Below are 25,976 nucleotides of genomic sequence, written 5' to 3' on the forward strand. Positions count from 1 at the left end.
TATAAAATAATATAGAATGATATTTCAATACAATATTCTATAAATTCTTTATATTGTGACTTTAGTAATGCAATAAAAATAAACAGTATGCAATACGAACAAGGACAAGCTTCATTTTTAGAAGCTTGTCCTTTACCTGTGGTGCCTACTGTTTATGGTTTCTTCCAGAATGTGTGCAATAATACACTTTTAATAATCCTAGGAGTCATCAAGGATGAAATCGGTCGAACTAGGTTCATCACTTTTACAAAAGCATCGTAGACTTCTTTATTTTGAGATGATAAGAGGAAGATTTTTTTTGCGTACCATTGCTGTATAAAGATACCGAATGGCGTTTTCCCAGTGGTAGCCGAATAACGGAAATCTTCTGTAATGACCATATTCCAAATCGGGGAAATAACTTTCGCAGCCTTTTTATGAAATTCCGCTGAATCTATTTGTCGTGTGCCTGTTTGTAACAGTTTTTGCAAAGTAAGAGCCTCTAAAATAGCTATACTCATTCCTTGACCAAAGACAGGATCAATCCTGCAGATGGTATCTCCAATTAACAAAAGACCCTTTGGTAGTTCCATCTTATCAAATCTTTTCCAAACAATATGTGGAATGCGATAGAAGCTTGTTTTCGTAAGGGGAGTGCCATGTTCTATCTCTTGATAGATATCAAGTCTTGGCAATTTCTTAGAAAGTTCAATAAAGCCGTTATCATCTTCTAGAACTTCTTTCTCATCAACGGCTTTATGATAACCCATAATGGTGACAATATAACGATTCCCCTCTACCTTTGAGATGGTGCCTCCCATTTTTTCTTGAGGAGGATTAGGATACACCATCTTAATCTTCCAGTTTCTTTGATAATTTTCATCCAGCTCAAATTGTTTACTGATATAGCTTAAGTTGATTTCAACGTTTTCTTTAGGTATATGTGTTCCTCGTTTACGTAACCATTTTGAGGTAAGACAGCTTACACCGCTGGCATCCACAACTAAATCTGCTAGTATTGGTCCTGTTTTTAGTTGAACACCTGTGATCCGATTTTCTGCTTCATTATATAAAAAATCCTCTACCACTTGATTGTAATGCAAAGCAACATTTGGAATTTGTTTTATGTATTGTTCAATATGCCATTCTAAATGTGGGCGCGTTTGAAGAGTCGTACTGTACCCGCCATCGTATCGAATCTTCCAAGCTCCATGGTGATACCATGAAAGATCCATGGTTGAATTGATTTTTACAGCCCCGCTATCATAAAATTTCTCTGTAATACCAGGAAACAGCTCCTCGAGACCGTGCTCGCCAGCATGGAGGAGGGCATGTAAATGTTCACCTTGCGGGACACCCTTTCGTGATGATGGTCCTTCTGATTCGCTGTCACGTTCGAGGATGATTACCTCTTTATAAACATCCGACAACACACGGGCTGCCAATTTACCCGAAATTCCTCCGCCAATAATAATTGCTTTTTCCATTGAGGCCATGAGATGGTACACCTACCAAATAATAATTTTCATAGAAAAAAGTAACCCACACCTAAGGCGGATTACTTCTTTAAAACAATAAATTAGGCACCAAGCTGATCTAAAATATATGAAGAATTTTGTTCATCCCAGCGGAAAACTCCTTCTTGGAGCTGGATAACGGAATCGAAAGGACGTGGAATTGGCAATTCGCCTAACTGCTCTAACAATTGCTCCCTTAATTGAAGAAGTTCTTTTTTGGAAGCAATTCGGATCACTTGTTTTAATGAAAGACTTTTAACAGTTATGTTCTTACTCGTACAAATGCTATCTTGGAAAGGCTTGTTAAATTGAATCATCATTTCTAAATCATTCAGGCAAGCGACACCAAAAACATCTTTTATGGTGTCTTCATATTTAAGCTGATACCCAGTTGCAAATTTAATCATATTCTTTTCGGGATTTTCTAAAATATAAATCGTATCAATTTCATTTTTCATTAATTAGCACCCTTTTGAAGCGGCTGGTTAGTTTTTTCATTTATATCACCGCTTTAGTTTGTTAAAACACAACTATTTTATTATAGCATACCTTTCTGTTTTCGTGTAAGAGACAAGCTGTATATGACGTTTGTCATACTCTGCATATGACACCTGGTACTTACATGAATGATTTTATTTCCCTATACTTGATTTAACGACACAAACCGAAGGGAATTAAAATTATGTCAGTACAAGAAAATACGAAGAATTTACGAAAACAAGTTGCTCCTTTTGAAGGGTCAACAACAAAAGAAAGTATATGGCAGATCATTAACACGGTCGGACCGTTTATCTTATTGTGGTTCCTTGCTTATCAAAGTTTATCTATTTCTTATTGGTTAGCATTGGTTCCAATGATTGCAGCAGCAGGGTTTTTAGTACGAATTTTCATCATTTTTCACGACTGTACCCATCATTCGTTCTTTAAAAACAGAAAGGCGAATCGCGCAGTTGGGACCGCAATGGGAGTATTAACTTTGTTCCCGTTTGATCAATGGGGTCACGAACACTCTGTTCACCATGCGACAAGTGGTAACTTAGATAAGCGTGGTACAGGGGATATTTGGACATTAACTGTCGATGAATATTTAGCAGCACCACTTAAACTTCGTTTAGCGTACCGTTTTTATCGTAATCCTATCGTGATGTTTGGTTTAGGACCCATTTATGTATTTGCGCTTAAAAATCGTTTTAACAGAAAAGATGCTCGTAAAAAAGAGCGAATGAATACCTATTTAACGAATGTCATTCTTGTTGCTTTAATTACTTTGTTTTGCATGACAATAGGCTGGCAGTCATTCCTGCTCATTCAAGGTACGATTTTCATGATTTCCGGTTCGACAGGTATTTGGCTGTTTTACGTCCAGCATACATTTGAAGATTCTTACTTTGAAGAAGATAAGGAATGGGAATATGTGAAAGCTGCAGTAGAGGGAAGTTCTTTTTACAAACTGCCTAAACTTTTACAATTCTTAACAGGTAATATTGGTTTTCACCATGTTCACCATTTAAGCCCGAGAGTTCCAAATTATAAATTAGAAGAAGCTCATAACCAGACAGAACCATTAAAAAATGTTCCAACCATTACACTTGCGACAAGTTTAAAGTCACTACGTTTCCGCTTGTGGGATGAAAATGCGAAGAACTTTGTAGCGTTTAAAGACGTGAAAGCTTTAGTGAAGAAACGAATTTCTGTTCAAGCAAAACCAGAATTGTAATTTGCCCGATTTGGCTGACTCTCCGTGCGCGGAGAGTCTCTGCATGAGGAGCAGTTGCCTGATAAGGAGAGATTGAAGATGATTCGAATTGTAATCGCAGAGGATCAGGCGCTGCTGTTAGAGGCCATGGGTAATCTGTTAAACTTGGAAGATGATATCGAAGTAGTTGGTCAGGCAGGTAATGGGGAAGAGGCACTTACTCTGGTGAGAAACTTGATGCCTGATATGTGTATTATGGACATCGAAATGCCTGAAAAGACAGGTCTCGAGGCGGCAGAAGAGTTGCAGCGTACTAACTGTAAGGTAATTATTCTAACCACCTTTGCACGACCAGGATATTTTAAGCGTGCAATGAAGGCTGATGTGCGGGGATATTTACTGAAGGACAATCCTAGTGAGGAATTAGCTTCTTCCATTCGAAGCATTATGGATGGCAAGCGAATTTATTCCGAAGAGCTCATGGAAGAGGATTCTGCTGAAGAAAATGTCAACCAGCTGGCGAAGGAATCCACTCAAAGTAACAAAACGGGATTAGTCAAAAATTATTTATCATCCATTATGGATAAAATGAAATTACCAACAGGTTAAAGCATCCAATTTTCACTGGATGCTTTTTTGTGTTTTTATAGGCAGATTAAACAATGGATGCAAAAATTCAAACATTTATGAAAGCTATGAAGGAGAGGAGATGATTAGAAAACATCAAACCACATGGGTTCATCATCTTCAGGGTCACCATTGTAATTGATTAAAATTTCATCTTCTTTTTTGATATCACGATAGGCATAAATATCAATGGTTTGGTTTTTTAAATTAAGCTCATAAAACGCATTAGGGGTGTAGGAGTGATTAAACAGCGAACCGTATCCAAGTGCTAAGGCACATTCGTTTAAATCTTCACCCCACCAGAATACATATTCAATCATGATGGTTTTTTTCAAATATTTATACTCATCTTTACCGGAAATAATCACGGGTGCTTCATGAATGAGCTCACCTCTTTTGATATCACGGGTTGCAAATATTCCTCTGCCATACTTTGATTTCTTCATTTCAAACATAGAATCATCACCACCATCATTAAATGAAACACTTTTTATTACTCTATGAATGAATGGGAGAATTTGTTTAAGTAATCCTATAAAAGAAGACTATTTAGGAGGAGAAGCATGACGCTAAATCATAAAACACATTGTGTAAACGAGTATGACTCATTAAAACGTGTAATCCTTTGTCAGCCCCAATATATGACCATACGTGAGGTTATCAACGAAACACAAAAGGAATTTAAGGATGAAGGGATACATATTAAACGTGCGTTGGAACAACATAGGGAGTTTGTTAGAACCTTAGAAGCCAATGGAATAGAGGTTGTTTTATTACCTTATCATAAAAAATACCCAGAGCAGGTATTTACGCGTGATATTGGCTTTACCCTTGGACAAACCATATTTGTTGCGAAAATGGCTCACGATGTTCGTATCGGGGAGGAAGATGTTTTAAAACAGTGGCTTGATGATGAAGAAATGTCTTATTACAATTTGGCTGAAGACAGGATTGAAGGTGGAGATGTAATCATAGATGGGGAGACAATTTACGTTGGTTTAAGTAACCGGACTCATCAGGAGGCCGTAGAACATTTGCAAGGTCTTCTAATCCAATACGAGGTAAAAGCCATCCCTTTTAAGGAAAAATATCTTCATTTGGATTGTGTATTTAATGTTATATCTCCCGATACTGCCCTTATTTATCGGCCAGCCTTAACAGAGGAAGATATCGGCCTTTTTTCGTCTCGCTATCAATTAATTGAGGTTTCAGAGGACGAACAATTTACACTAGGAACAAATGTATTAAGTATAGGCAATAAGAAAATTTTAAGTTTACCCATAAATAAGCAAGTGAACCAAAATCTGCGTAACCGTGGGTTCGAAGTGATAGAAGTAGATATTTCAGAAATCATTAAATCCGGTGGATCCTTTCGCTGCTGTACACTGCCCATCTTAAGAGGATAAGAAAAGGGCTGTCCGAGTCATTCGGACAGCCTTTTTCCGGAAAATCACAAGTTATATACCTTGTTGATTTCGTAATGTTTGTTCAGCCAACGCGACAAGACGTTTGGTCATTTCGCCACCGACTGAGCCGTTTGCTCGTGCGGTCGTATCAGCACCAAGTTGAACTCCAAACTCGTTGGCGATTTCTTCCTTCATTTGATTCAGAACATTGTCTGCCCCAGGAACCAATAGTTTGTTTCTAGCCATGATACATCACTCCCGACGAAGTTTTTTGAGCAATGTAGAATTGCTCGTATTTAATTTTCCCTAAATGATTACCTCAAATTCGTGTCACTAATTGGCATAATAGTTCTGGGTATAATAAGGCTGTGATTTTTCATTAAATGCGACACCGACTCCTAAGTACTCGTATTCTTGACGTAGGATATTTTCACGGTGTCCTAGTGAATTCATTAATCCTTCATGGGCAAAAATACTGCTTAATTGACCATATGCCAGGTTTTCCCCTGCAGTATGAAACGCAACAGCATCCTCTTTCATACGATCAAATGGTGATTGTCCTTGAAGATTTTTATGATCGAAATAATCATGTTCGGCCATATCAGCACTATGCTCTCGAGCCGTTTCGCGGACATGATCATCCCATGTGAGTATTGGGAGCTGGTGATTCACACGGGCTGCATTCGTTAAATCAAACATTTGATATTCGAAACCTTCTTTTAAGGTTGGCGAAGCTTCCGTGTAAAAGTCCTTTTTGTTGTCCTCCATCGTTTTGCTGATGATTTGTATCGCTGTGACCGTATTGTTTTCGTGTTTATCGTAAAAAATTGTCACATAGGCGTCATCAAGCAAAAATAAATCATTGTCACTTTCCTCTTGAAGCTGATAAATGACCATTCCCTTTTGCACTTTTGTTATCGGTTCGCCGAGAATACTACGAACACTTTCTTTTGATGAAGTACCAATTTTAATGCCATTGGTAGAAGTCAATAAATCTTGGTTGGTATATAAACCCGCTGCTTGATCATTATTATCATACATCACCATAAAAAAGTTATGGTAATTCTCATGATAAGCATGCCAATTGACCCCATACTCATTCAGCGAAGTTCGTTTTGCTATTCCCAAATTATGCTCGATGTCAGTCTTTGCATTCCCGAGCTCTATATTATGAATAGAAAAAGTTTGTTCAACAGGTGTTGTTAATTCCACCTTTTTCAGCGGTGTTTCAGGCGATTCTTCCTGAGTCAACGGCATTTCCTCTAATTGGAAACCAAGCTGTTTCAACATCTGTTGGATATCATCATATAAAACACTAATTGTTTCGGGTACTTTTAAATTTTCTTTTAACGACGATACAAAATTTGCATGGATGTCGGAATTATCGAGCTGTTTTGTGATAAATGGCCAGGAAATATATAGTAAAAATAATAAGGCAATTAATCGTAATAAACGAAACATTTTGTTTCCTCCAATTCTATTAGGAGTATAGCCAATTTCGATTAACTGTAAAATAAATTCGCCCTGAAATCAAGATAAATTTTCTTTATTATTGTAGTTGCAAAAAAATGAAAATGTCAGGCACACTAGCAAGTGCCTGACATTTGCTTTAAATTTCGAGGATAATCGGAAGAATCATCGGTTTTCTTTTGGTATGCTTGAACAAATACTGCCCGACTGATTTTTTAATATTTTGCTTCATCACGTTCCACTGGCGAATATTATCTGCTTCTAATTCAAGAATAACTTTCTTAACTAGGCGGTTAATTTCTCTAATTAAATCCTCGGATTCCTTTACATAGACAAATCCACGGGTAATCGTGTCAGGACCTTGGATAATTTTACGATCGGATTTGCTGATGGTTAACACAATGACAAGCATCCCATCTTCAGAAAGCTGTCTTCGGTCTCGTAAAACAATTTCTCCTACATCGCCAACACTAATGCCATCTACATACGTATCTCCAGCAGGAATATTTCGAGTCTGCCTTGCCACTGCATTTTCAATATCAACGACGTCACCATTTTTAATAATGAATGTATTTCCTTTTTCGACACCAACGGATTCGGCTAACTGCCTATGATGATGGAGCATTCTGTATTCCCCGTGAATTGGGATAAAATAGGTTGGCTTCATCAGAGTCAGCATCAGTTTCAGGTCTTCCTGGTAGCCATGACCGGAAACATGCATGCCGGTTGAACTGCCAGAGCCATAAATGACCTTAGCCCCAAGTTGAAATAAGTTGTCGATAATTTTAGAAACACCTTTTTCATTCCCTGGGATAGGCGACGCTGCTAAAACAACGGTGTCCCCAGGGTAAATGGTTGCATCACGATAATTTCCTGTTGATAACCGTGCCAGCGCAGCATTCGGCTCACCCTGACTTCCAGTACAGAGAATGGCAACCTTATCAGGAGGAAATTGTTCAATCTCATTCGCACTGATGAGCATACCTTCTGGCATATCTAAGTATCCGCGCTCCATTGCAACATCCACTACGTTAACCATGCTTCTTCCAAGTAAGGCAAGCTTACGGTTTGTCTTTATCGCTGCCTCAACCACCTGCTGAACACGGTTCACGTTTGACGCAAAAGTGGAAAGAATAATCTTTCCATCTGCTTTTATAAAAGCCTCTAATAAATGGTCACCTACCATTTGCTCAGATGGAGATAAACCCTTACGTTCGGCATTGGTACTTTCTGATATTAAGGCGATAACACCTTGTTCGCCGATTGCCGCCATTTTATGAATATCACTATACTGGTCATTTGAAGGTGTTAAATCAAATTTGAAGTCACCGGTATGGACGACATTCCCTTCTGGAGTGTGAAAGACAATACCTAAGCAGTCAGGGATGCTATGACTCACTTTGAAGAAAGACACACCAATTTTCCCAAATTCAAGCTTTGAATCAGAGTGAATGGTCACCAGCTCTGTATCCCGAAGAAGGCGATGCTCTTCTAACTTTAACTCAATTAATCCTAAGGTAAAACGAGTAGCATATATCGGAACTTGATTAAATCTTTTTAAAAAGAAGGGTATACCACCGATATGATCTTCATGCCCATGAGTCACGAGCATCGCCCGGATATTGTCCTGGTTTTCCTCTAAATACGTCATATCAGGGATTATTAGGTCAATACCCATCAAACTCTCGTCCGGGAATTTCCCGCCGCAATCAATAAGAATAATATCGTTCTCATACTCAATAACATACATGTTTTTACCGATTTCATTAATGCCTCCTAAGGCAAAAATAGATACTGAATTTTTACTCATTTTTCATTCATACCTCCCGATTTACACTTGCATAAGATTTAGTATCCCCTTAGAGGAGATGAGTATGATGAATGAGGGACAGTTCCTTCAAAAAAATCAATTGAAAAGATTATTTTTTATTTTGAAAAAAATGTATTGATTTTTCTAATAATAACAATTAATATATGTTTTATATTAAACCCATAGTTTTAATCGGAATTAAAAAAGTGTGAGTACGTAAGACTCAGAAAAGGGCGCAATAGACAAGTGCCCTTTCAGTAAACATTGCATATTTTATAACTATCTTAAATCCATTTTTTCAGAACTCAAGTGGATTATTTTTAGGAGTGAATGTTGACTGAAATACTCAACATTAATGGAGGAGGGATGGAATGAAGGTATCGAGCAAAGGTGAATATGCACTACGAGCCTTACTTCAGCTGGGAAACCATCAAGGAAATGTACTAGGCATTCAAGAGATCTCTGAAAAAACACTGGTTAGCATACATTATTTGGAACAAATCCTGCTTCAATTAAAAAAGCTGGGTTATGTTACGAGCAAGCGAGGTGCTAAGGGCGGTTATATGCTTCAACGAGAACCTGCAGAAATCAATATCGGGGAAGTAATTCGGGATTTGGAAGGTCCTCTGTCACCAATGAGCTGTGCATCCATTACAAAATATGAACCTTGTGCATTAGAGGGGGGATGTCAATTAAAGCCGTTGTGGTCAATGGTACGTGATACAATTGCTTTTGTTTTAGAGAGAACCACACTGGAGGATTTACTTTTAAACCGAATTACGAAGCTAGAAGGAGAGGATATCATTGTCGTCAAAAGTGCGTCTGGATCAACAAGTGATGGAAAAAATAGCTAGTTTACTAGAAGGCTTGGAATTTGGTACCGTCCAAATTACCGTTCACGATTCACAAATTACCCAAATCGACCGCTTAGAAAAGCACCGTTTGCCGCTAAAAAGCAAACAGATAACGCCATTATCAAATCAATCTAAAAGCAGGTAATAAACATTATGAATAGCTGCCGATCGGACACCCGAAGGCCCTTTAGTAACTTGTACATAGAGGTATGTACATGTGTGAACTAATGGGGCTTTTTTTATTGGAAAAAGCCTACTAAACGAATAGAGGGGTCAATAAACATGATGAAAAAAATTTGGATTACACTATTATCGCTAACGTTCCTTTTCGTGGCCGCGTGCTCGAATCAAAGTACAACCACAACTGAGAAAGATACAGAAGCTCCTGCTGTAAAAAAAGAAGTGGAATTATTAAACGTATCCTACGATCCAACAAGAGAATTTTATGAAGAATTCAACAAAAGCTTTGCTGCATATTGGGAGAAAGAAAAAGGGCAAAAAGTAACCATTAATCAATCTCATGGTGGTTCCGGTAAGCAGTCACGATCTGTTATTGACGGTTTAGAGGCCGATGTTGTCACTCTGGCACTAGCTTATGATATTGACGTTATCGCGGAAGCAGGAAAGCTTCCAGTAAATTGGCAGGAACGATTAGATAACAACAGTTCTCCATACACATCTACAATTGTCTTTCTCGTAAGAAAAGGTAACCCAAAAGGCATTAAAGACTGGGATGATCTCGTGAAAGATGGCGTATCCGTGATTACTCCAAATCCTAAAACCTCTGGCGGAGCTAGATGGAATTACCTAGCAGCCTGGGGATTTGCACTAGAGCAAAACAACGGAGACGAAGCAAAAGCAAAAGAATTTGTCACCAAACTCTTTAAAAATGTCCCTGTTTTAGATTCAGGTGCACGCGGTTCTACCACCACATTTGTGGAAAGAGGAATCGGTGATGTATTGATTGCATGGGAAAACGAAGCATTCCTAGCCTTAAATGAATTAGGCAAAGATGAATTTGAAATAGTTGTTCCATCTGTAAGTATCTTAGCGGAGCCACCAGTCACCGTTGTTGATGAAACAGCTAAGAAACATGGAACAGAAGAAGTTGCAAAAGCCTATTTAGACTATCTATATACAGAGGAAGGTCAAGAAATTGCGGCTAAAAATTATTACCGTCCGCGTTCAGAAGAAGTAGCTAAGAAGTACGAAGACCAATTCCCTAAAATAAACTTATTTACGATTGACGAAGTTTTTGGCGGCTGGAAAAATGCCCAGAAGATCCATTTCGATGATGGCGGTGTTTTTGACGAAATCTACAAACCGTAAGAATAAAGGAGAGTTTTAAGTGGCTAATAAGAGAAAGCGACATCGAGTTTTACCAGGATTTGGTCTTTCCATGGGATACACACTCATCTATCTAAGCCTAATCGTGTTGATTCCGATTGCATTCCTATTTTTAAAAGCATCGACGCTCAGCCTGGCTGATTTTTGGGAGACCGTTACCGACGACAGAGTGGTCGCTTCCTATAAATTGACGATATATACTTCTTTAATTGCAGCTTTGGTGAATGCGGTATTCGGGACACTGATTGCATGGGTATTAGTAAGATACGATTTTTATGGGAAGCGAATCATTGATGCCCTAGTAGATTTACCGTTTGCCCTTCCAACGGCGGTGGCAGGGATTGCACTTACCACCATTTATGCTCCTAATGGCTGGATCGGGCAATACTTTGAAGCCATGGGGATAAAGGTAGCTTATACACCACTCGGTATCATGGTGGCATTGACTTTTATCGGTCTTCCTTTTGTCGTACGATCCGTGCAGCCGGTATTGCAGGATTTAGACCGTCAGTATGAGGAGGCAGCTTCTACCCTTGGGGCGAGTTCGACTCAGATTTTCGTAAAAATTATCTTACCTGCCATTTTCCCCGCTATCCTAACAGGGTTTGCCCTTGCCTTTGCAAGGGCTTTGGGTGAATATGGCTCTGTTGTCTTCATATCCGGCAACATGCCGATGAAAACGGAAATTGTTCCATTGCTAATCATAACGAAATTAGAGCAATTCAATTATGCTGGTGCCGCCGCGATCGCGGTTGTGATGCTTGTATTTTCATTTGTTCTATTATTCCTAATAAATTTCTGGCAATGGAGAACAACGAAAAAGTATCAGATGAACTAGAGGAGATAAGGGAATATGATTGTTCAAGAGCTTCGAGAAAAAAATGTAAAAGCCAATTCCGAACCAGGTCTCCTAAAAAAGTGGGCATTAATCACCATTGCCTTAGGCTTTCTAGGATTATTCATACTTGTGCCTTTAATCGCTGTTTTTTCTGAGGGACTAAATAAGGGCATTGAGCTCTACTTCGCATCTTTGACAGAACGTGACGCCTTATCGGCGATTAAGCTAACGTTACTTACAGCTGCGATAACGATTCCAGTTAACACAATTTTCGGGGTGCTGGCCGCTTGGTCGATTACCAAGTTTAATTTTAGAGGTAAAAATATTTTAATTACCTTAATTGACATCCCGTTTGCAGTTTCACCAGTTATTGCTGGCCTCGTTTTTGTTCTTTTGTTTGGTTCACAGGGAGTATTGGGTCCGTTTTTAGAGGCAAATGATATCAAGATTATCTTTGCGGGGCCAGGAATCATTTTAGCAACTATTTTTGTTACGTTTCCATTTGTGGTCAGAGAACTACTCCCCATCATGGAGGAACAAGGAACAGAAGAAGAACAAGCAGCCATTACGCTTGGTGCAAGCGGCTGGCAAATGTTTTTTCGGGTGACATTGCCCAATATTAAGTGGGGCTTACTTTACGGAGTCATTCTTTGTAACGCTCGAGCAATGGGTGAATTCGGAGCGGTATCGGTGGTTTCTGGCCATATTAGAGGTCTAACGAATACCATTCCACTTCATGTTGAAATTTTGTATAACGAATATAATTTTACGGCGGCTTTTGCGGCAGCTTCCTTACTCGCGCTTCTAGCTATACTGACGTTAATTTTAAAAAGTGTTGTGGAGTGGAAAACGAAAAAACATTAAAAGAGAATCATGTGTCATTAAAATGGAGGATCGTAGAGATGGGGATTACAATCAAGGATGTATCAAAGGCGTTCGGAAACTTTCCAGCCGTCAACAATGTCAATCTAGAAATTCCGACAGGCGATTTTGTGGCTTTATTAGGTCCATCTGGTTCGGGTAAAACAACACTTCTGAGGCTGATTGCGGGGTTAGAGGGTTTAGATACGGGAGGAATCTTTTTCAATGACAAGGATTACACCTATAAGACGATAAAAGAACGGAATGTAGGGTTCGTTTTTCAAAATTATGCGCTATTTAAGCATATGACGATATTTGATAATATCGCTTTTGGATTAAAGGTAAGACCGAGGAAAACTCGTCCTTCTAAAAAAGAAATTGCCGATAAGGTAAACGAATTGTTAAAGCTCGTTCAATTAGAACAGCTGGCAAATCGCTATCCTTCTCAGCTTTCAGGGGGACAAAGGCAGCGGATTGCATTAGCAAGGGCACTTGCTGTAGAACCAGAAGTCCTGCTTCTTGACGAACCGTTTGGAGCACTCGATGCGAAGGTTCGTCAGGAATTGCGTCACTGGTTAAGGGAAATCCATCAAAAGCTTAACATTACGACGATTTTTGTCACCCACGACCAAGAAGAGGCACTGGAAATGGCTGATACTGTAGTCGTCATGAATCAAGGAAAAATAGAACAAATTGGCTCTCCGGAGGAAGTGTATCAAAAACCTGCAAACGCTTTTGTTTATAGTTTCTTAGGAAGAGTCAATGAGTTTCAGGATGCTGAGGCGTCGGAGGCGGTCAGTTATATTCGGCCCCATGAAATTGTCCTCCGTAAATTTTCCCAAGGAAACAGCATTTTGTCCGAGGTTTCACATATTCATATAATCGGTTCTACTGTAAGGATCGAATTAAGACGGCAGGATACGGGGGCTCTTTTTGAAGCCGAGTTGAGTATCGATCAGTATCAAAATATGACTCCTATAAAAAGAGGAGATATTCTTTTTGCAGAATTTAAAAATATTGTTGTATTTGATTCTAGTTCAGAAAATAAAATAACACATGAAGAAGCAAAAATTGGTATGAGAAACACATTAAAAAGCAAATTAATATAGTAGGAAAAAGTGCTAGGAAATCCTGGCACTTATTTTTATTGAGGAATCGTTATGATTGAAATATACATATATTAAGCATACATTAGAAATGAGAAGCTTTGCAAAATAACTATCGGAAGGGTTGATAAGATGAAATATAACTTTGATGAGATCGTTAATCGAAGAGGTACATTTTCTGTAAAGTGGGATGGAGGCCAACTCATAAAAAATATGGGTCTAACGGAAAGATATGATGAAGATACCATCCCGTTATTTACAGCTGACATGGATTTACCCGTTCCCCAACCGTTAATTGACGCCTTACATAAGACCGTTGATCATCGGATTTTTGGTTATTCTGTATTTCCTGATGAGTATTTTGAAGCGGTCCAGCATTGGTTTAAAAAGAGACATAATTGGGAGTTCAAGAAGGAAGAAATCGTCTACAGTCCAGGTACGGTCCACGCCTTGAATGTTGCTGTAAGGGCACTTACAAAACCAGGTGATGGAGTGATCATCCAACGGCCGGTTTATCCTCCTTTTACATCGTCTATCGAGGCTAATGGTCGAACGGTTGTAAATAATGCGCTCAAGAGTAATGAGGAAGGCTATTATTCGATTGATTTTGAAGATTTTGAAGCGAAAGCCAAAGATGAAAATACGAAAATGTTTATTTTGTGTAACCCTCATAATCCAACTGGAAGAGTGTTTACTAAGGATGAACTAAGAAAATTAGCAGATATTTGTGCGGAAAATGATGTGCTGATCATTGCGGATGAAATTCATGGCGATATTGTCCGACGTAATCAAACCTTTATTCCGATTGCAAAAGCAGCACCTGAGCATGCTGACAAGATAATCACATTTACTGCCATAAACAAGACTTTCAATGTAGCAGGACTTCATTGTACCAATGTCATTATCACGAATCCTGAGCTGAAGAAAACCTTCTTTGGCGTCATGGGCATGCATCTACCATCACCCTTTACCGTCTCAGCCCTTTTGGCCGTTTACCATGAGGGAGAGGATTGGTTAGAGCAGCTGAAAGAATATATCGACGGAACAATGGAATGGGCGGTCGAATTTTTAGCGGATAAAATGCCAAAAGTGAAGGTGAGAATACCAGAGGGAACCTACATTATGTGGATGGACTTTAGCGGCTACGGCATATCCCCTGATGAAGTTCATGACCGAATCTACAACAAAGCCAATGTCCTGTTGGAAGACGGAAAAATGTTCGGAGAAGAAGGCTTGCACTATCAAAGAATCTGTATTCCATCACCAAGACCGATGATAAAAGAAGCATTTGAGAGGATTGCTAGGGAGTTTGCTGACTTAAAATAGGTATTTGGTGGTTTAGTTGCGGATGTGCTGGGTTTAGTAGCGGATAGCGGAAAATACTTGCGGATGGTGGAAAATACTTGCGGATAGCGGAGAATACTTGCGGATAGCGGAAAATACTTGCGGATAGCGGAAAATACTTGCGGATAGCAGAAAATACTTGCGGATAGCGGAAAATACTTGCGGATAGCGGAGAATACTTGCGGATAGCGAGAAATACTGGCGGATGGCAGAAAATACTGGCGGATGGCAGAAAATACTGGCGAATGGCAGTAATACTGACGAATGGCAGAAAACACTGGCGCATAACCAGAAACACTGTCGTATAGCCAAAATATTGACGTATAGCGAAGTGCTAGCAATATGATAGCGTACATTACACAAGGTGATATCCCTTGAAAAGCACTAAGTTTCATAGGAGTGGTGATATGGAGAGCAGTATGCTTCGAACCTGCACGAACCTGATAAAGAATGCGAAAAACATTGTCGTATTAACGGGTGCAGGCATTAGTACCGAGTCAGGTATTAAGGATTTTCGTTCCCGAACGGGGATTTATCAAATGGCCCCTGAATATATACTCTCACTCGATAATTTTTATCATAATCCAGATGGATTTTATCAGTTTGCCATTGAAAATCTTTACCACCCAGAAGCACGTCCTAATCAAGGGCATGAAATCCTCGCTAAATGGGAAAATGATGGGAGGGTTAGCCATATTGTCACGCAAAATATTGATGGTCTCCATCAAAAAGCAGGTTCTAAACAGGTAATTGAATTTCATGGGACGATGAAAACTGCTTCCTGTCAAAACTGCCGTAAAACCTATACGACCGAAGAAATGATCAACAGACGAAACACAATGGAAGAATTTTATGTTTGTGACCACTGTAGTACGTCTGCGAAAAACAAAAGGTACATCAAACCTGATGTTGTCCTCTTTGGGGATACCGGTGAATGGTTTACGATGGAGGGTTTCAACGAAATTATTAACATCATCCATCAGGCGGACTGCATATTGGTATTGGGAACAAGTTTAAAGGTAACCCCATTCTCAACGTTCCCACAATATAGAAGAGAAGGCATACCTATGATTATTGTCAATAAAGGCGATACACCCTTTGACAGAAACAAAGATTCCTATGTAATCCATGACTCTATCGGAGAAACATTAACCACTATTAATAATCACATTAATCCACCTATTTCCTAGAGGTGGATTTTTTTATCTAAAAACAATTTTGATTATTTAAAAAGCTTGATATAATTTTTAAAAAAAGTAGAAACAAAGAATAGGAGAATATCAACATGTCTAAACCAATACTTGTATACAGAGGCGAATACCTTGAAAGCAGTCATGATGTACATATTGCCGTGGTAAATAATGAAGGGAAACTGCTATATTCCTATGGGAATCCCGACAGGCTGACGTTTCCACGCTCTTCGATGAAACCTTTCCAAGCTGTCCCGTTAATTGAAACGGGAGCGGCCGAGCATTTCCGTTATTCTCCCGCTGAACTGTCTTTAAGCTGTGCGTCCCATAGCGGTGAACAATTTCACCGTGAAGCGGTTTTAAATATTTTAGAACGACTAGGACTTACTGAAGAAGCACTTCAATGCGGAACACATATCCCAAGGGACATAGAGAGTTATAAGCAGCTCCTTCGTGACGGGAAAGATTTAACGCCGGTGTTTAGCAATTGTTCTGGAAAGCATTCTGGGATGCTTGCCACAGCGGTTCATATGAATGAAGATGTCTCATCATATCGTGAAATTCACCACCCGCTGCAGCAGCGAATTCTTGAAGTCATTGAAGATATTTGTTCCTTTTCAAAGGAAGAAATTCAACTTAGTGTGGATGGCTGTGGGGTACCGGTTCATCAATTGCCCCTATCACATGCCGCATTAGGTTTTGCAAGACTGGCAAAACCTAATGAAACTCTATCACCAAAGCGTGCTGTTGCACTAGAAACCATTCGTAATGCCATGATGCAGCATCCAGAGATGGTAGGCGGGACGGATCGTTTCGATACAGACCTGATGAAAATTTATGACGGTAGGGTCGTGGCAAAAGCAGGTGCTGAAGCTGTCCAATGTATCGGTTTAGTAGAAGAGGGCATTGGAATTGCTATAAAAGTGGAGGATGGTGCACCTCGTGCCACAAGTGTCGCCGCGATTGAAGTGTTAAAGCAGCTTGGTATTGGTGACGAACAAATTTTTGAAGTTTTAAAGGATTATGTGATTGCACCTGTATTGAATGCGAGAAATGATACAATCGGGATCATTAAAGCAGATTTTGTTTTGGAAAAAGCATAATCGTTGTCCGCCCCCAATGGTAAAATTGGGGGATTTTTAAATTTTCTAAATAGATTGACAATTATTAGCAAGGAAAATAAACTAAAAGGGTAGGTTTTTTTACAATAAAGCAGAAACGCTGTTTGTTATTACGCAACAATTGGAGGTGAAGTGATTGATTACAGACGAAAGTCTCACTGAATTAAAAGCGTATTTTAAAGACATACAGATAAGTGAAGATGACCAGCATCATCCATTTGGGAATTCAGGCAGAGTAACGATTTTTCCAAAAACAGAACAAGAAATTTCAACTGTTTTAGCGTATGCCAATACCAATGGCCACTCTGTTTTCATCATGGGAGGCGGTACAAAGAGAGGATACGGCGGGATGCTTGAAAAAGCAGACATTCTCTTATCGTTAGCTCAATATACTGGAATCGTTGAGCATAATCCTGGCGATATGACATTGACTTTAAAAGCCGGTACCACTTTCCAAGAAATTCAAGACTATTTAGCACCATACAAGCAAAAAATCCCGCTAGATCCATACAATCCAAAACATGCGACGATTGGAGGAGTTGTTTCAGCTAACGATAGCGGACCCAAAAGACTTGGATATGGGGCAGCCAGAGACAATGTCATCGGCCTCCGGATGGTCTATCCCGACGGAACTCTGATTCGTTCAGGTGGAAAAGTAGTAAAAAATGTTGCCGGTTATGATATGAATAAGTTATTTATTGGAGCAATGGGCACGCTCGGTGTCGTATCACAGGTGACCGTAAAGCTGCGCCCGATAGCTAAATATGAATCTATTCTTTTTGTAACCTTCCCTGAAAGAAATGTTGAAGAGATTCGAGCATTTGCAGCAAAGGTGCTTGATTCTATGATTGAACCCATCAGCCTCGAGATACTAAACCCCTCCTTAGCTGGGAAATTGACAAACATTAATCAATATACATTGCTGATTTCGTTTGAAGATGTAAAAAGCTCAGTACACTACCAAGAGGATGTTATCAAAAAGATAATTCCTGATAAAACCACCCTAAGATCCCTATCACAAAATGAAGCAAAATCCTTCTGGGATAATTTTTACCACCAACAGCCTAACGGCTTAATAAACGTAACCACAACTGAGGCAGTTTTAAAAATTGGCGTTGTCAACTTGGATGCAATCAAGATTTTACAAGAAGCAGAACTAATCGCTGATGCTTGTCATGTTTCCATCGAAGCACATGGCGGTTTAGGGACGGGCATATGCTACTTGACCATTCGTGGCGCAACCGAGGATATATTATCTGCGATTCCACACATGAGAAAGAGTGCAGTGAAGCATGGAGGATATGCTGTTGTAAAGCACCTTCCCTTTCCACTCCGTAAAAAAATCCATGTCTGGGGAGAAAAAACGGCGGCGCACTTTCTTTTTAAGGGAATCAAACAAAAAATCGATACCAACATAATCTTGAACAAGAATCGTTATGTCGGGGGGATTTAACATGAGTGTGAAGGAAAGTGATTTAAACGAAGACACACCTTGTACATCCTCGTTAGGTAATTATCTATGGCGTGATCCTCCTCAGGAAAAAAAATGGGCGGATTGTGTCCATTGTGGGATGTGCTTGGAGTCTTGTCCTACATATGAACAAACTGGGGAAGAGCAGCATTCACCCCGAGGACGTGTGTATCTCATAAAAGCAGTAGCAGAAGGAAAGCTGAGTGTAGATGAAGATTTTGCAAATCCCGTTTTTTCCTGTCTTGATTGCCGTGCCTGTACGACTGCCTGTCCTGTGGATATTGACGTTGGCGGGCTGATTGAGGAAGCAAGAGGGCAAATCCGTCAAGCGGTGCCGCTAAAAGGCTGGAAGGGAGCAGTTAACAAATTCTTTCTACATGGTGTGTTCCCGCATCATAATCGGTTACGGTCTCTTGGCGGTTTGTTACGGTTTTACCAGCGGAGCGGATTGCAAAAGGCGGTCCGGAAAACAAAGTTAATTAAAATCATGCCACAGCATTTAGTCGAACTGGAATCGATTATGCCTGAAGTCAAAAGGGCTGTTCGCAAAACTCTTATAAAAGCCAAAGGTGAAACCAAGCATGAAGTGGCGTTATTGACAGGCTGTGTAATGGATGTATTTTTTAGTGATATCAATCAATCCACCATCAATGTTCTCACTCGGAATGGAAATGACGTGAGCATTCCGACAAATCAAACCTGTTGCGGGGCATTGCATGTTCATGCCGGTGACCGGGAAATGGGCAGAAAGCTTGCAAAGCAGAATATTGAAGCTTTTGAAAATGCAGAAAAGATCATCGTCAATGCGGCTGGCTGCGGATGCATGATGAAGGAATACACAGAATTATTTCGTGATGAACCAGATTGGAAAAAACGAGCAGAAGAATTCGAAAAGAAGGTAGTGGATATCTCCAAATACTTGCACGACACCGGCTATGAAAAACCAAAAGCAGCCATTCCTACTCGAATCACTTATCATGATGCCTGTCACCTAGCGCATGGGCAGGGAGTGAGGCAGGAACCTCGTGACATTCTGCTTGATATCCCGGGAGTAGAAATGGTGCACATGCCAAACGCTGACCGGTGCTGTGGGAGCGCGGGAATCTATAATATTACCAATCCTGAAATGGCAGATGCTGTTCTTAAAAGTAAAATGGATAACGTTCCAGAGGATGTTGAAATGATCTCGATGGGAAATCCCGGCTGCATGATGCAAATGGCATTAGGCGTGCAAAAATACGGCAGAAGCCAGAAGATTGTTCACACCGTTCAGCTTCTTGATTGGGCCTACCAAAAAGAAGAAGGAGATGACGATCATGTCCGTCTTAAAGATTGATACCACTGACAAGCATATTATCAATCTCGCAGCAATCGTAGGCGGACCACGTTCCATTTTATATAAAAAAGCGGACCTGCTCGCATATGATTGCGATGGCTTTACGATTCATAAGCATCTGCCAAAGGCCGTTGTTTTTCCAAAAAATACCGAAGAAGTTTCCAAACTAGTAAAATATTGCTCTGATCATGGTCTCCCATTTCTGGCACGCGGTGCTGGAACAGGTTTGAGCGGTGGGGCCATTCCTGTAAATGGTGAAGTCATCATCAGTATGGTTCGGATGAAAAAGCTAATCAGTGTTGACCTTGAGAATCGAAGAGCGGTGGTAGAGCCAGGCTTTGTCAATCTTAAACTAACAAACTCGATATCTGATAGAGGTTATTATTATGCCCCTGATCCTTCGAGCCAATATTGCTGCACAATTGGCGGGAATGTTGCAGAAAATGCAGGAGGGGCGCATTGTTTGAAATATGGAGTCACCACGAACCATATTCTTGGTCTAGAAGTCGTGCTTCCGAATGGAGAAATCATTGAGATTGGCAGGAATGGTGTTTTGGATGAACCCGGATACGATTTACTTGGACTCTTGACCGGTTCAGAAGGTACGCTGGGTATTGTCACGAAAATCACGGTCCGCATTTTAAAAAATCCAGAAGGAAAACAGACGGTCCTCGCTTATTTTGACAAGGTAGAAGATGGCAGTCAAGCAGTATCAGATATTATCTCTGCAGGCATTGTTCCTGCAGCACTGGAAATGATGGACAAAACAGCAATTGAAGCGGTGGAGGCGGCTGCATTTCCTGTTGGTCATCCAATGGATATTGAAGCGGTTTTACTTATAGAAGTTGATGGGATTGCCGCAGGCATAGAGGAACAGATAAACCAGATTTTGGAGGTTTGTAAAAATAGTAATGTTCGAGAGGTCCGTGCCGCCAAGGATGAGGCAGAAAGAGGCAGGTGGTGGGCTAATCGTAAAACAGGATTTGGAGCGATGGGTGCGATTTCACCTGATTATTTAGTACAGGACGGGGTAATTCCGAGAAGCAAGCTTCCGGAGGTCCTGAAGAAAATTGCGCAGATTAGTGAAGAATCTGGTTTGCGGATAGCGAATATTTTTCATGCAGGCGATGGAAATCTCCATCCACTTGTTTTATTCGATGCCCGTAAACCAGGAGAAATCGAAAAAGCACTGGAAGCTGGAAGCTTATGTTTGAAGGCTTGTGCCGATGTTGGCGGAACCATCACTGGTGAGCATGGAGTAGGAATCGAAAAGCGGGAGGAAATGCGTTTTGTTTTTAAAGACGAAGAAATACTCGCACAAACGAATATTCGTGAAGTATTTAATTCTGATAACCTCTTAAATGCCGGGAAACTCTTCCCGACACCAGGGCGCTGCGTGGAAATAAAAAAAGAAATCAATGCGAGGTAGAAAAGCTAGGGAGGAATGTTTGAATGAGTAATTATGTGAATGTAGGAGATTTACAGGTTGCAAGTGAATTATATGAATTTATTAATTCTGAAGCATTGCCAGGAAGCCAAGTGGACCAGGATACGTTTTGGGCTGGCTTTGAAAAAATTATTAAGGATTTGACGCCGAGAAATAAGGAATTGCTTGCAAAAAGAGATGATCTGCAAACAAAAATTAATAGATGGCACCGGGAGAATAATGATCTTAATTTTGATAGATATAAAGCATTTTTAGAAGAAATCGGCTATCTACTGCCAGAACCAGAGGATTTCACTATTTCTACTGAAGGAGCAGATGATGAAATCGCCCTAAAAGCAGGCCCTCAATTAGTTGTACCTGTTGATAATGCCCGCTATGCCATTAATGCTGCGAACGCCCGGTGGGGAAGTTTGTACGATGCCTTATACGGAACAGATGTAATTAGTGATGAAGGCGGCGCGGATAAACAGGGTGGATATAATTCTGTTCGCGGCGAGAAAGTCATTGCATTTGCTAGGAATTTCCTTGATGAGACAATCCCTCTACAAGTTGGAACACATAAAGAGGTAGTAAGCTATACTATTGACCAAGGTTTGAACGTTACCTTACGTAATGGAGATATTACCCGTTTGAAAAATGAAGAAAAATTCGTTGGCTATCAAGGTCAACCAGAGCAGCCTTCTGTTGTGCTGTTTAAAAATAATGACAACTATTTTGAAATTCAAATCGATCGAAGCCATCTCATCGGAAAAACGGATGCTGCAGGTGTAAAAGATATTCTCCTAGAATCGGCTCTTACTTCAATCATGGACTGCGAAGACTCTGTGGCAGCAGTTGATGCACAGGATAAGGTTCTCGTATATCGGAATTGGCTAGGCTTAAATAAAGGTAGCCTAAGTGCTACTTTTACAAAAGGAAATAAAACCTTAAAACGGACACTCAATCCTGACCGCAGTTATCTGTCGCATAGTGGCAGTGAATTTACCGTGCCAGGGCGCGCTTTAATGCTGGTTCGGAATGTCGGCCATCTGATGACCAATAATGCCATTCTTGATGGTAACGGGAATGAAGTACAGGAGGGTATTATTGACGCTGTCGTTACCTCTCTGTGTGCAAAGCATTCACTAATTGGAAACACTTCTTTCAAAAACTCAGAAAAAGGTTCTGTCTATATTGTAAAGCCAAAAATGCATGGGCCAGAAGAAGTTGCATTTGCCAATGAGCTTTTTAACCGGACAGAGGATTTACTCGGGTTAGCTAGAAACACCTTGAAAATTGGTGTAATGGATGAGGAACGCCGGACATCGTTAAATCTTAAAGCCTGTATCAAGGAAGTACAGGAGCGTGTTGTCTTTATTAACACAGGTTTCCTTGACCGGACGGGTGATGAAATGCACACGTCGATGGAGGCAGGTGCGATGATCCGCAAGAATGAGATGAAATCTACTCTTTGGCTGCAAAGCTATGAAAAATCGAATGTGAACAATGGTCTTTCTACCGGCTTCCAAGGACGTGCTCAAATCGGTAAAGGAATGTGGGCAATGCCAGATTTGATGAAGAGCATGCTCGAGCAAAAAATCGGACATTTAATGGCTGGAGGAAATACCGCATGGGTTCCATCACCAACAGCCGCAACGCTTCATGCTTTACATTATCATCAAGTAAATGTAAAAGATATACAAAATAATCTTCTCGGCAGTATTTCTGACTTGCGGGATGATATTTTACAAATTCCTGTTTCTGACCATACGAATTGGAGTCCAGAGGAAGTCCAAGCAGAACTTGATAATAATGCTCAAGGGATACTCGGCTATGTCGTTAGGTGGGTGGAGCAGGGAATTGGCTGTTCAAAGGTACCGGATATTAATAATATTGCATTAATGGAAGACCGAGCCACCCTCCGTATTTCCAGCCAGCACGTTGCGAACTGGCTGCACCACGGAATTTGCACGAAGGATCAAGTGGTAGAAACGTTGAAGCGAATGGCGAAGGTAGTAGATGAACAAAATGCTGGGGATCCTGCATACAGACCAATGGCACCTAATTTCGAGGAATCTGTCTCATTCCAAGCAGCGTGTGATTTAGTATTTAAGGGCTATGGCCAGCCAAGTGGATATACGGAACCTATCTTGCATAGTCGCCGTCTAGAAGCGAAGGCAAAATATTCAGTTCGATCGAAATCATAGACAGAAAATGCCCTGACAAAGAGGTGGGGAAGTTTGCAAAGAGATAATATGGTAAAGTCCGTAAGCAGGGCGCTGGATATCGTCGCGCTTGTTGGGATGAAAAAGGGCGGTCTCGGTGTTACGGAGATTGCCAATCAAATTGATATCAATAAAAGCTCGGTTTTTAGAACACTGTCAACACTTGTTCAATATGGTTATATCGAACAGGATACAGAAACAGGGAAATACAGGCTGGGCTATAAGTTCCTGGACATTAGCTCAAAGCTGTTAGAATCAATTGACCTAAGAACCGAAGCGAAGCCCTTTCTCCAAGAACTCGAAAATATGACGAATGAAGTGATTCATCTTGTTGTCTATGACCAGGGAGAAGTCGTTTATATTGAAAAATTAGAAGGAAATGAAACCTTACGAACCCATTCAAAGGTTGGAAAAAGAGCCCCGATGCATTGTACGTCTGTTGGGAAGGCGATACTTTCCCATTTACCTGAAAGTGATGTTGTGGCCATCCTTGACCGAAAAGGGATGCCTTATCACACAGACCATACTATTACTTCAGCGGAGGCGTTTCTTCAGGAACTTAAACAAATAAGACAAAGAGGGTACGCGTTAGACTTAGAAGAAAATGAGTACGGGATTACCTGTATCGCTTCACCTGTTTTTGATCATCTAGGAAATGTCGTTGCAGCTGTCAGCATATCTGGTCCAACCACACGAATGACCACAGAGCGGTTGAACCAGCTCGGACCGATCATGATTCAAACAGGCCAAAAAATATCAGCAAGACTCGGTTATCCAGTTCCCGTTAATAGTGACAATTAAGGCAAGTGGTAATCTGAGCAAGACCGAAGCCTAAAACGTTCATTGATGAGAGCCCTAAAAGTGGTAAAAGGAGAGATAACGGTCACGCATAAGGATGATGAGTGCCCTCAAAGTGGTAAAGGAAGAGATAACTGTCACTCATAAAGGTAATGAGAGCCTGAAAACTACTAAAAAAAGAAATACGGTCACTCATAAAAAGCCGCAAAACTTTACCTAGTTTTGCGGCTTTTCTATTACATTTTTACGATTGGCACTTTTATTATTCATTGTTGATTTTCGTGTAGGGTTGAGAATTCATAGGCGGAGAATTTCCGGCTATTGTATATAGAGAAGCTTAAGAAGCAGATATAAGCGGAGATATTCCGGTTAACTGCTTTAAATAAGACAAAATCCAAGGATTTAAATAAAATAAGCGGAAAAATTCCGCTTATTTTTAAAGAATTATGGGAATTTCCCAAATTAAACGGAAATTCTCCGCTTATTTTCCAAGCACAGTGAAATCAACATTCAGTTTTAAAAGAGCCTTACGATAAAGCGTCCTCTTACCTGCCCTTGTAAAATGATAGGGAGAGTCTGTGGAAGCTCATCTAAACGTATTTCTTTGGAAATGGAATCGAGGACTTCCGGTTTGAAATCACTGGCCATTCGCTCCCATAACGGTTTGCGAGCTTCCATTGGACAATACACAGAATCAATTCCAAGAAGATTAATACCGCGAAGGATAAACGGAAACACAGTGGTAGGGACATTACCGCCGCCTGTTAATCCACTGACTGCAACGGAACCATTGTAGTGAATTTTACTTAAAATAGCCGCAAGCGATTCTCCGCCAACCGGGTCCACCGCACCAGCCCAAAGCTGTTTATCTAACGCTTTGACCTTTCCGTTATAAACTTCTTCCCGAGAAACAACCTCATTCGCACCGAGTTTATGTAAATAATCATGTTCACTTTCTTTTCCAGTGCTGGCGACAACATCGTAGCCTCGTTTTGCAAGGATTGCCACAGAGATACTTCCAACGCCGCCAGTAGCACCAGTTACTAACACTTTACCTTTTTCAGGCGTAAGTCCATTTTCTTCAAGTCTTTGTACGGAAAGGGCTGCTGTTAACCCAGCCGTTCCATAGATCATCGCTTCTTTTAAAGAAAGGTTTTCAGGTAATGGAACAATCCAATCGGCAGGAATCCGTGCATATTCACTGTAACCGCCATAATGGGAAACCCCAATTTCATAGCTGGTAGCAATGACTTGATCTCCCTCTCTATAGCGGGGGTCTTCTGAAGAAACAACCACGCCCGCTAAGTCAATCCCTGGTATAAAAGGGTAGGACCGAACAATTTTTCCTTCAGGAATACTGGCTAAGCCATCTTTGTAATTAATACTCGAATAAGTAACTTTTATTAATACTTCACCCGCAGGCAAATCATTAAAAGAAATATTTTTAATCCCGACCGTAAAATCACTTTCTGTCTTATCAACGACTAAAGCTCTGAAATCCTCTTTCAAAATAACAACCGCCTCTCCAATATAAAAATTTCCATTTCCATCATA

Annotated in this window: 24 protein-coding genes; 17 read left to right on the forward strand and 7 right to left on the reverse strand. The window is 40.4% G+C overall.

From position 1 onward, the window contains the following. Positions 1–152 precede the first annotated feature (152 nt). Positions 153–1,475, reverse strand: a complete 1,323-nt coding sequence (locus QFZ31_RS02950) for an NAD(P)/FAD-dependent oxidoreductase (protein ID WP_307300765.1) — start codon at positions 1,473–1,475, stop codon at positions 153–155. A gap of 83 nt (positions 1,476–1,558) precedes the next feature. Then, positions 1,559–1,954, reverse strand: coding sequence for a hypothetical protein (locus QFZ31_RS02955; protein WP_306077462.1), 396 nt, complete (start codon positions 1,952–1,954; stop codon positions 1,559–1,561). A 224-nt stretch (positions 1,955–2,178) separates the two neighbouring features. Here QFZ31_RS02955 and QFZ31_RS02960 point away from each other — a divergent pair, with 224 nt between their 5' ends. Both QFZ31_RS02960 and QFZ31_RS02965 read left to right on the forward strand, forming a co-directional pair. Beyond that, positions 2,179–3,213, forward strand: a complete 1,035-nt coding sequence (locus QFZ31_RS02960) for a fatty acid desaturase (protein ID WP_307300768.1) — start codon at positions 2,179–2,181, stop codon at positions 3,211–3,213. Positions 3,214–3,291: 78 nt separating this feature from the next. After that, the gene (locus tag QFZ31_RS02965; protein WP_307300770.1) at positions 3,292–3,801 is read left to right on the forward strand and encodes a response regulator transcription factor; all 510 of its coding nucleotides are present in this window, start codon (positions 3,292–3,294) and stop codon (positions 3,799–3,801) included. 104 nt (positions 3,802–3,905) lie between these two features. Here the strand turns inward: QFZ31_RS02965 and QFZ31_RS02970 are convergent, their stop codons facing one another. Then, the gene (locus QFZ31_RS02970; RefSeq protein ID WP_307300772.1) at positions 3,906–4,274 is read right to left on the reverse strand and encodes an SET domain-containing protein; all 369 of its coding nucleotides are present in this window, start codon (positions 4,272–4,274) and stop codon (positions 3,906–3,908) included. A 108-nt stretch (positions 4,275–4,382) separates the two neighbouring features. Between QFZ31_RS02970 and QFZ31_RS02975 the strand changes: the two genes are divergently transcribed. Further along, entirely contained in the window at positions 4,383–5,225 is an 843-nt protein-coding gene (locus QFZ31_RS02975; RefSeq protein ID WP_307300773.1) for a dimethylarginine dimethylaminohydrolase family protein, read from the forward strand. Between the two features lie 51 nt (positions 5,226–5,276). Here the strand turns inward: QFZ31_RS02975 and QFZ31_RS02980 are convergent, their stop codons facing one another. The 3 genes from QFZ31_RS02980 to QFZ31_RS02990 form a co-directional block, all read right to left on the reverse strand. Further along, positions 5,277–5,471 carry an alpha/beta-type small acid-soluble spore protein gene (locus QFZ31_RS02980; protein ID WP_063251859.1) on the reverse strand — a complete coding sequence of 65 codons (195 nt, stop codon included), beginning with the start codon at positions 5,469–5,471 and terminating at the stop codon, positions 5,277–5,279. Positions 5,472–5,558: 87 nt separating this feature from the next. Beyond that, a complete protein-coding gene (locus QFZ31_RS02985; protein ID WP_307300776.1) occupies positions 5,559–6,686 on the reverse strand; it encodes a CAP-associated domain-containing protein in 1,128 nt (375 codons plus the stop codon). 148 nt (positions 6,687–6,834) lie between these two features. Then, entirely contained in the window at positions 6,835–8,505 is a 1,671-nt protein-coding gene (locus QFZ31_RS02990; protein ID WP_307300777.1) for a ribonuclease J, read from the reverse strand. A gap of 371 nt (positions 8,506–8,876) precedes the next feature. Between QFZ31_RS02990 and QFZ31_RS02995 the strand changes: the two genes are divergently transcribed. The 14 genes from QFZ31_RS02995 to QFZ31_RS03060 all read left to right on the forward strand — a co-directional run bounded on the left by QFZ31_RS02995 (position 8,877) and on the right by QFZ31_RS03060 (position 24,425). Beyond that, complete coding sequence (locus tag QFZ31_RS02995) at positions 8,877–9,359, forward strand: RrF2 family transcriptional regulator (protein WP_307300779.1); 483 nt, start codon at positions 8,877–8,879, stop codon at positions 9,357–9,359. Beyond that, complete coding sequence (locus QFZ31_RS03000; RefSeq protein ID WP_373459817.1) at positions 9,343–9,504, forward strand: YezD family protein; 162 nt, start codon at positions 9,343–9,345, stop codon at positions 9,502–9,504. Before QFZ31_RS02995 ends, QFZ31_RS03000 begins: the two co-directional genes overlap by 17 nt. Positions 9,505–9,641: 137 nt before the next feature. Next, positions 9,642–10,688, forward strand: a complete 1,047-nt coding sequence (locus tag QFZ31_RS03005; protein WP_307300782.1) for a sulfate ABC transporter substrate-binding protein — start codon at positions 9,642–9,644, stop codon at positions 10,686–10,688. Between the two features lie 19 nt (positions 10,689–10,707). Continuing rightward, on the forward strand, positions 10,708–11,544 hold the full coding sequence (gene cysT, locus QFZ31_RS03010; protein ID WP_179595679.1) for a sulfate ABC transporter permease subunit CysT: 837 nt from the start codon (positions 10,708–10,710) through the stop codon (positions 11,542–11,544). A 15-nt stretch (positions 11,545–11,559) separates the two neighbouring features. Beyond that, positions 11,560–12,408 carry a sulfate ABC transporter permease subunit CysW gene (gene cysW, locus QFZ31_RS03015; RefSeq protein ID WP_307300784.1) on the forward strand — a complete coding sequence of 283 codons (849 nt, stop codon included), beginning with the start codon at positions 11,560–11,562 and terminating at the stop codon, positions 12,406–12,408. Positions 12,409–12,446: 38 nt separating this feature from the next. Continuing rightward, positions 12,447–13,514: a sulfate/molybdate ABC transporter ATP-binding protein gene (locus tag QFZ31_RS03020; protein WP_307300785.1), complete on the forward strand. Its 1,068-nt coding sequence runs from the start codon at positions 12,447–12,449 to the stop codon at positions 13,512–13,514. Between the two features lie 129 nt (positions 13,515–13,643). After that, positions 13,644–14,837: a MalY/PatB family protein gene (locus tag QFZ31_RS03025; protein ID WP_307300786.1), complete on the forward strand. Its 1,194-nt coding sequence runs from the start codon at positions 13,644–13,646 to the stop codon at positions 14,835–14,837. A gap of 425 nt (positions 14,838–15,262) precedes the next feature. Beyond that, positions 15,263–16,045, forward strand: coding sequence for an NAD-dependent protein deacylase (locus QFZ31_RS03030; RefSeq protein ID WP_307300788.1), 783 nt, complete (start codon positions 15,263–15,265; stop codon positions 16,043–16,045). Positions 16,046–16,140: 95 nt separating this feature from the next. Then, complete coding sequence (locus QFZ31_RS03035; protein WP_307300790.1) at positions 16,141–17,148, forward strand: asparaginase; 1,008 nt, start codon at positions 16,141–16,143, stop codon at positions 17,146–17,148. A gap of 154 nt (positions 17,149–17,302) precedes the next feature. Then, a complete protein-coding gene (locus tag QFZ31_RS03040) occupies positions 17,303–18,619 on the forward strand; it encodes an FAD-binding oxidoreductase (RefSeq protein WP_307300791.1) in 1,317 nt (438 codons plus the stop codon). Position 18,620: 1 nt separating this feature from the next. After that, complete coding sequence (locus QFZ31_RS03045; RefSeq protein WP_307300792.1) at positions 18,621–19,973, forward strand: (Fe-S)-binding protein; 1,353 nt, start codon at positions 18,621–18,623, stop codon at positions 19,971–19,973. Continuing rightward, a complete protein-coding gene (locus QFZ31_RS03050) occupies positions 19,954–21,402 on the forward strand; it encodes an FAD-linked oxidase C-terminal domain-containing protein (protein WP_307300794.1) in 1,449 nt (482 codons plus the stop codon). The genes QFZ31_RS03045 and QFZ31_RS03050 overlap by 20 nt, the downstream gene beginning before the upstream one ends. Positions 21,403–21,425: 23 nt before the next feature. Continuing rightward, positions 21,426–23,606, forward strand: coding sequence for a malate synthase G (locus QFZ31_RS03055; protein ID WP_307300796.1), 2,181 nt, complete (start codon positions 21,426–21,428; stop codon positions 23,604–23,606). Between the two features lie 33 nt (positions 23,607–23,639). Beyond that, positions 23,640–24,425: an IclR family transcriptional regulator gene (locus QFZ31_RS03060; RefSeq protein ID WP_307300798.1), complete on the forward strand. Its 786-nt coding sequence runs from the start codon at positions 23,640–23,642 to the stop codon at positions 24,423–24,425. 513 nt (positions 24,426–24,938) lie between these two features. Here QFZ31_RS03060 and QFZ31_RS03065 read toward each other — a convergent pair. Next, positions 24,939–25,931: an NADPH:quinone oxidoreductase family protein gene (locus QFZ31_RS03065; protein WP_307300800.1), complete on the reverse strand. Its 993-nt coding sequence runs from the start codon at positions 25,929–25,931 to the stop codon at positions 24,939–24,941. Positions 25,932–25,976 lie beyond the last annotated feature (45 nt).

It is taken from the genome of Neobacillus niacini, from assembly GCF_030817595.1.
GTDB lineage: Bacteria > Bacillota > Bacilli > Bacillales > Cytobacillaceae > Neobacillus > Neobacillus niacini_G.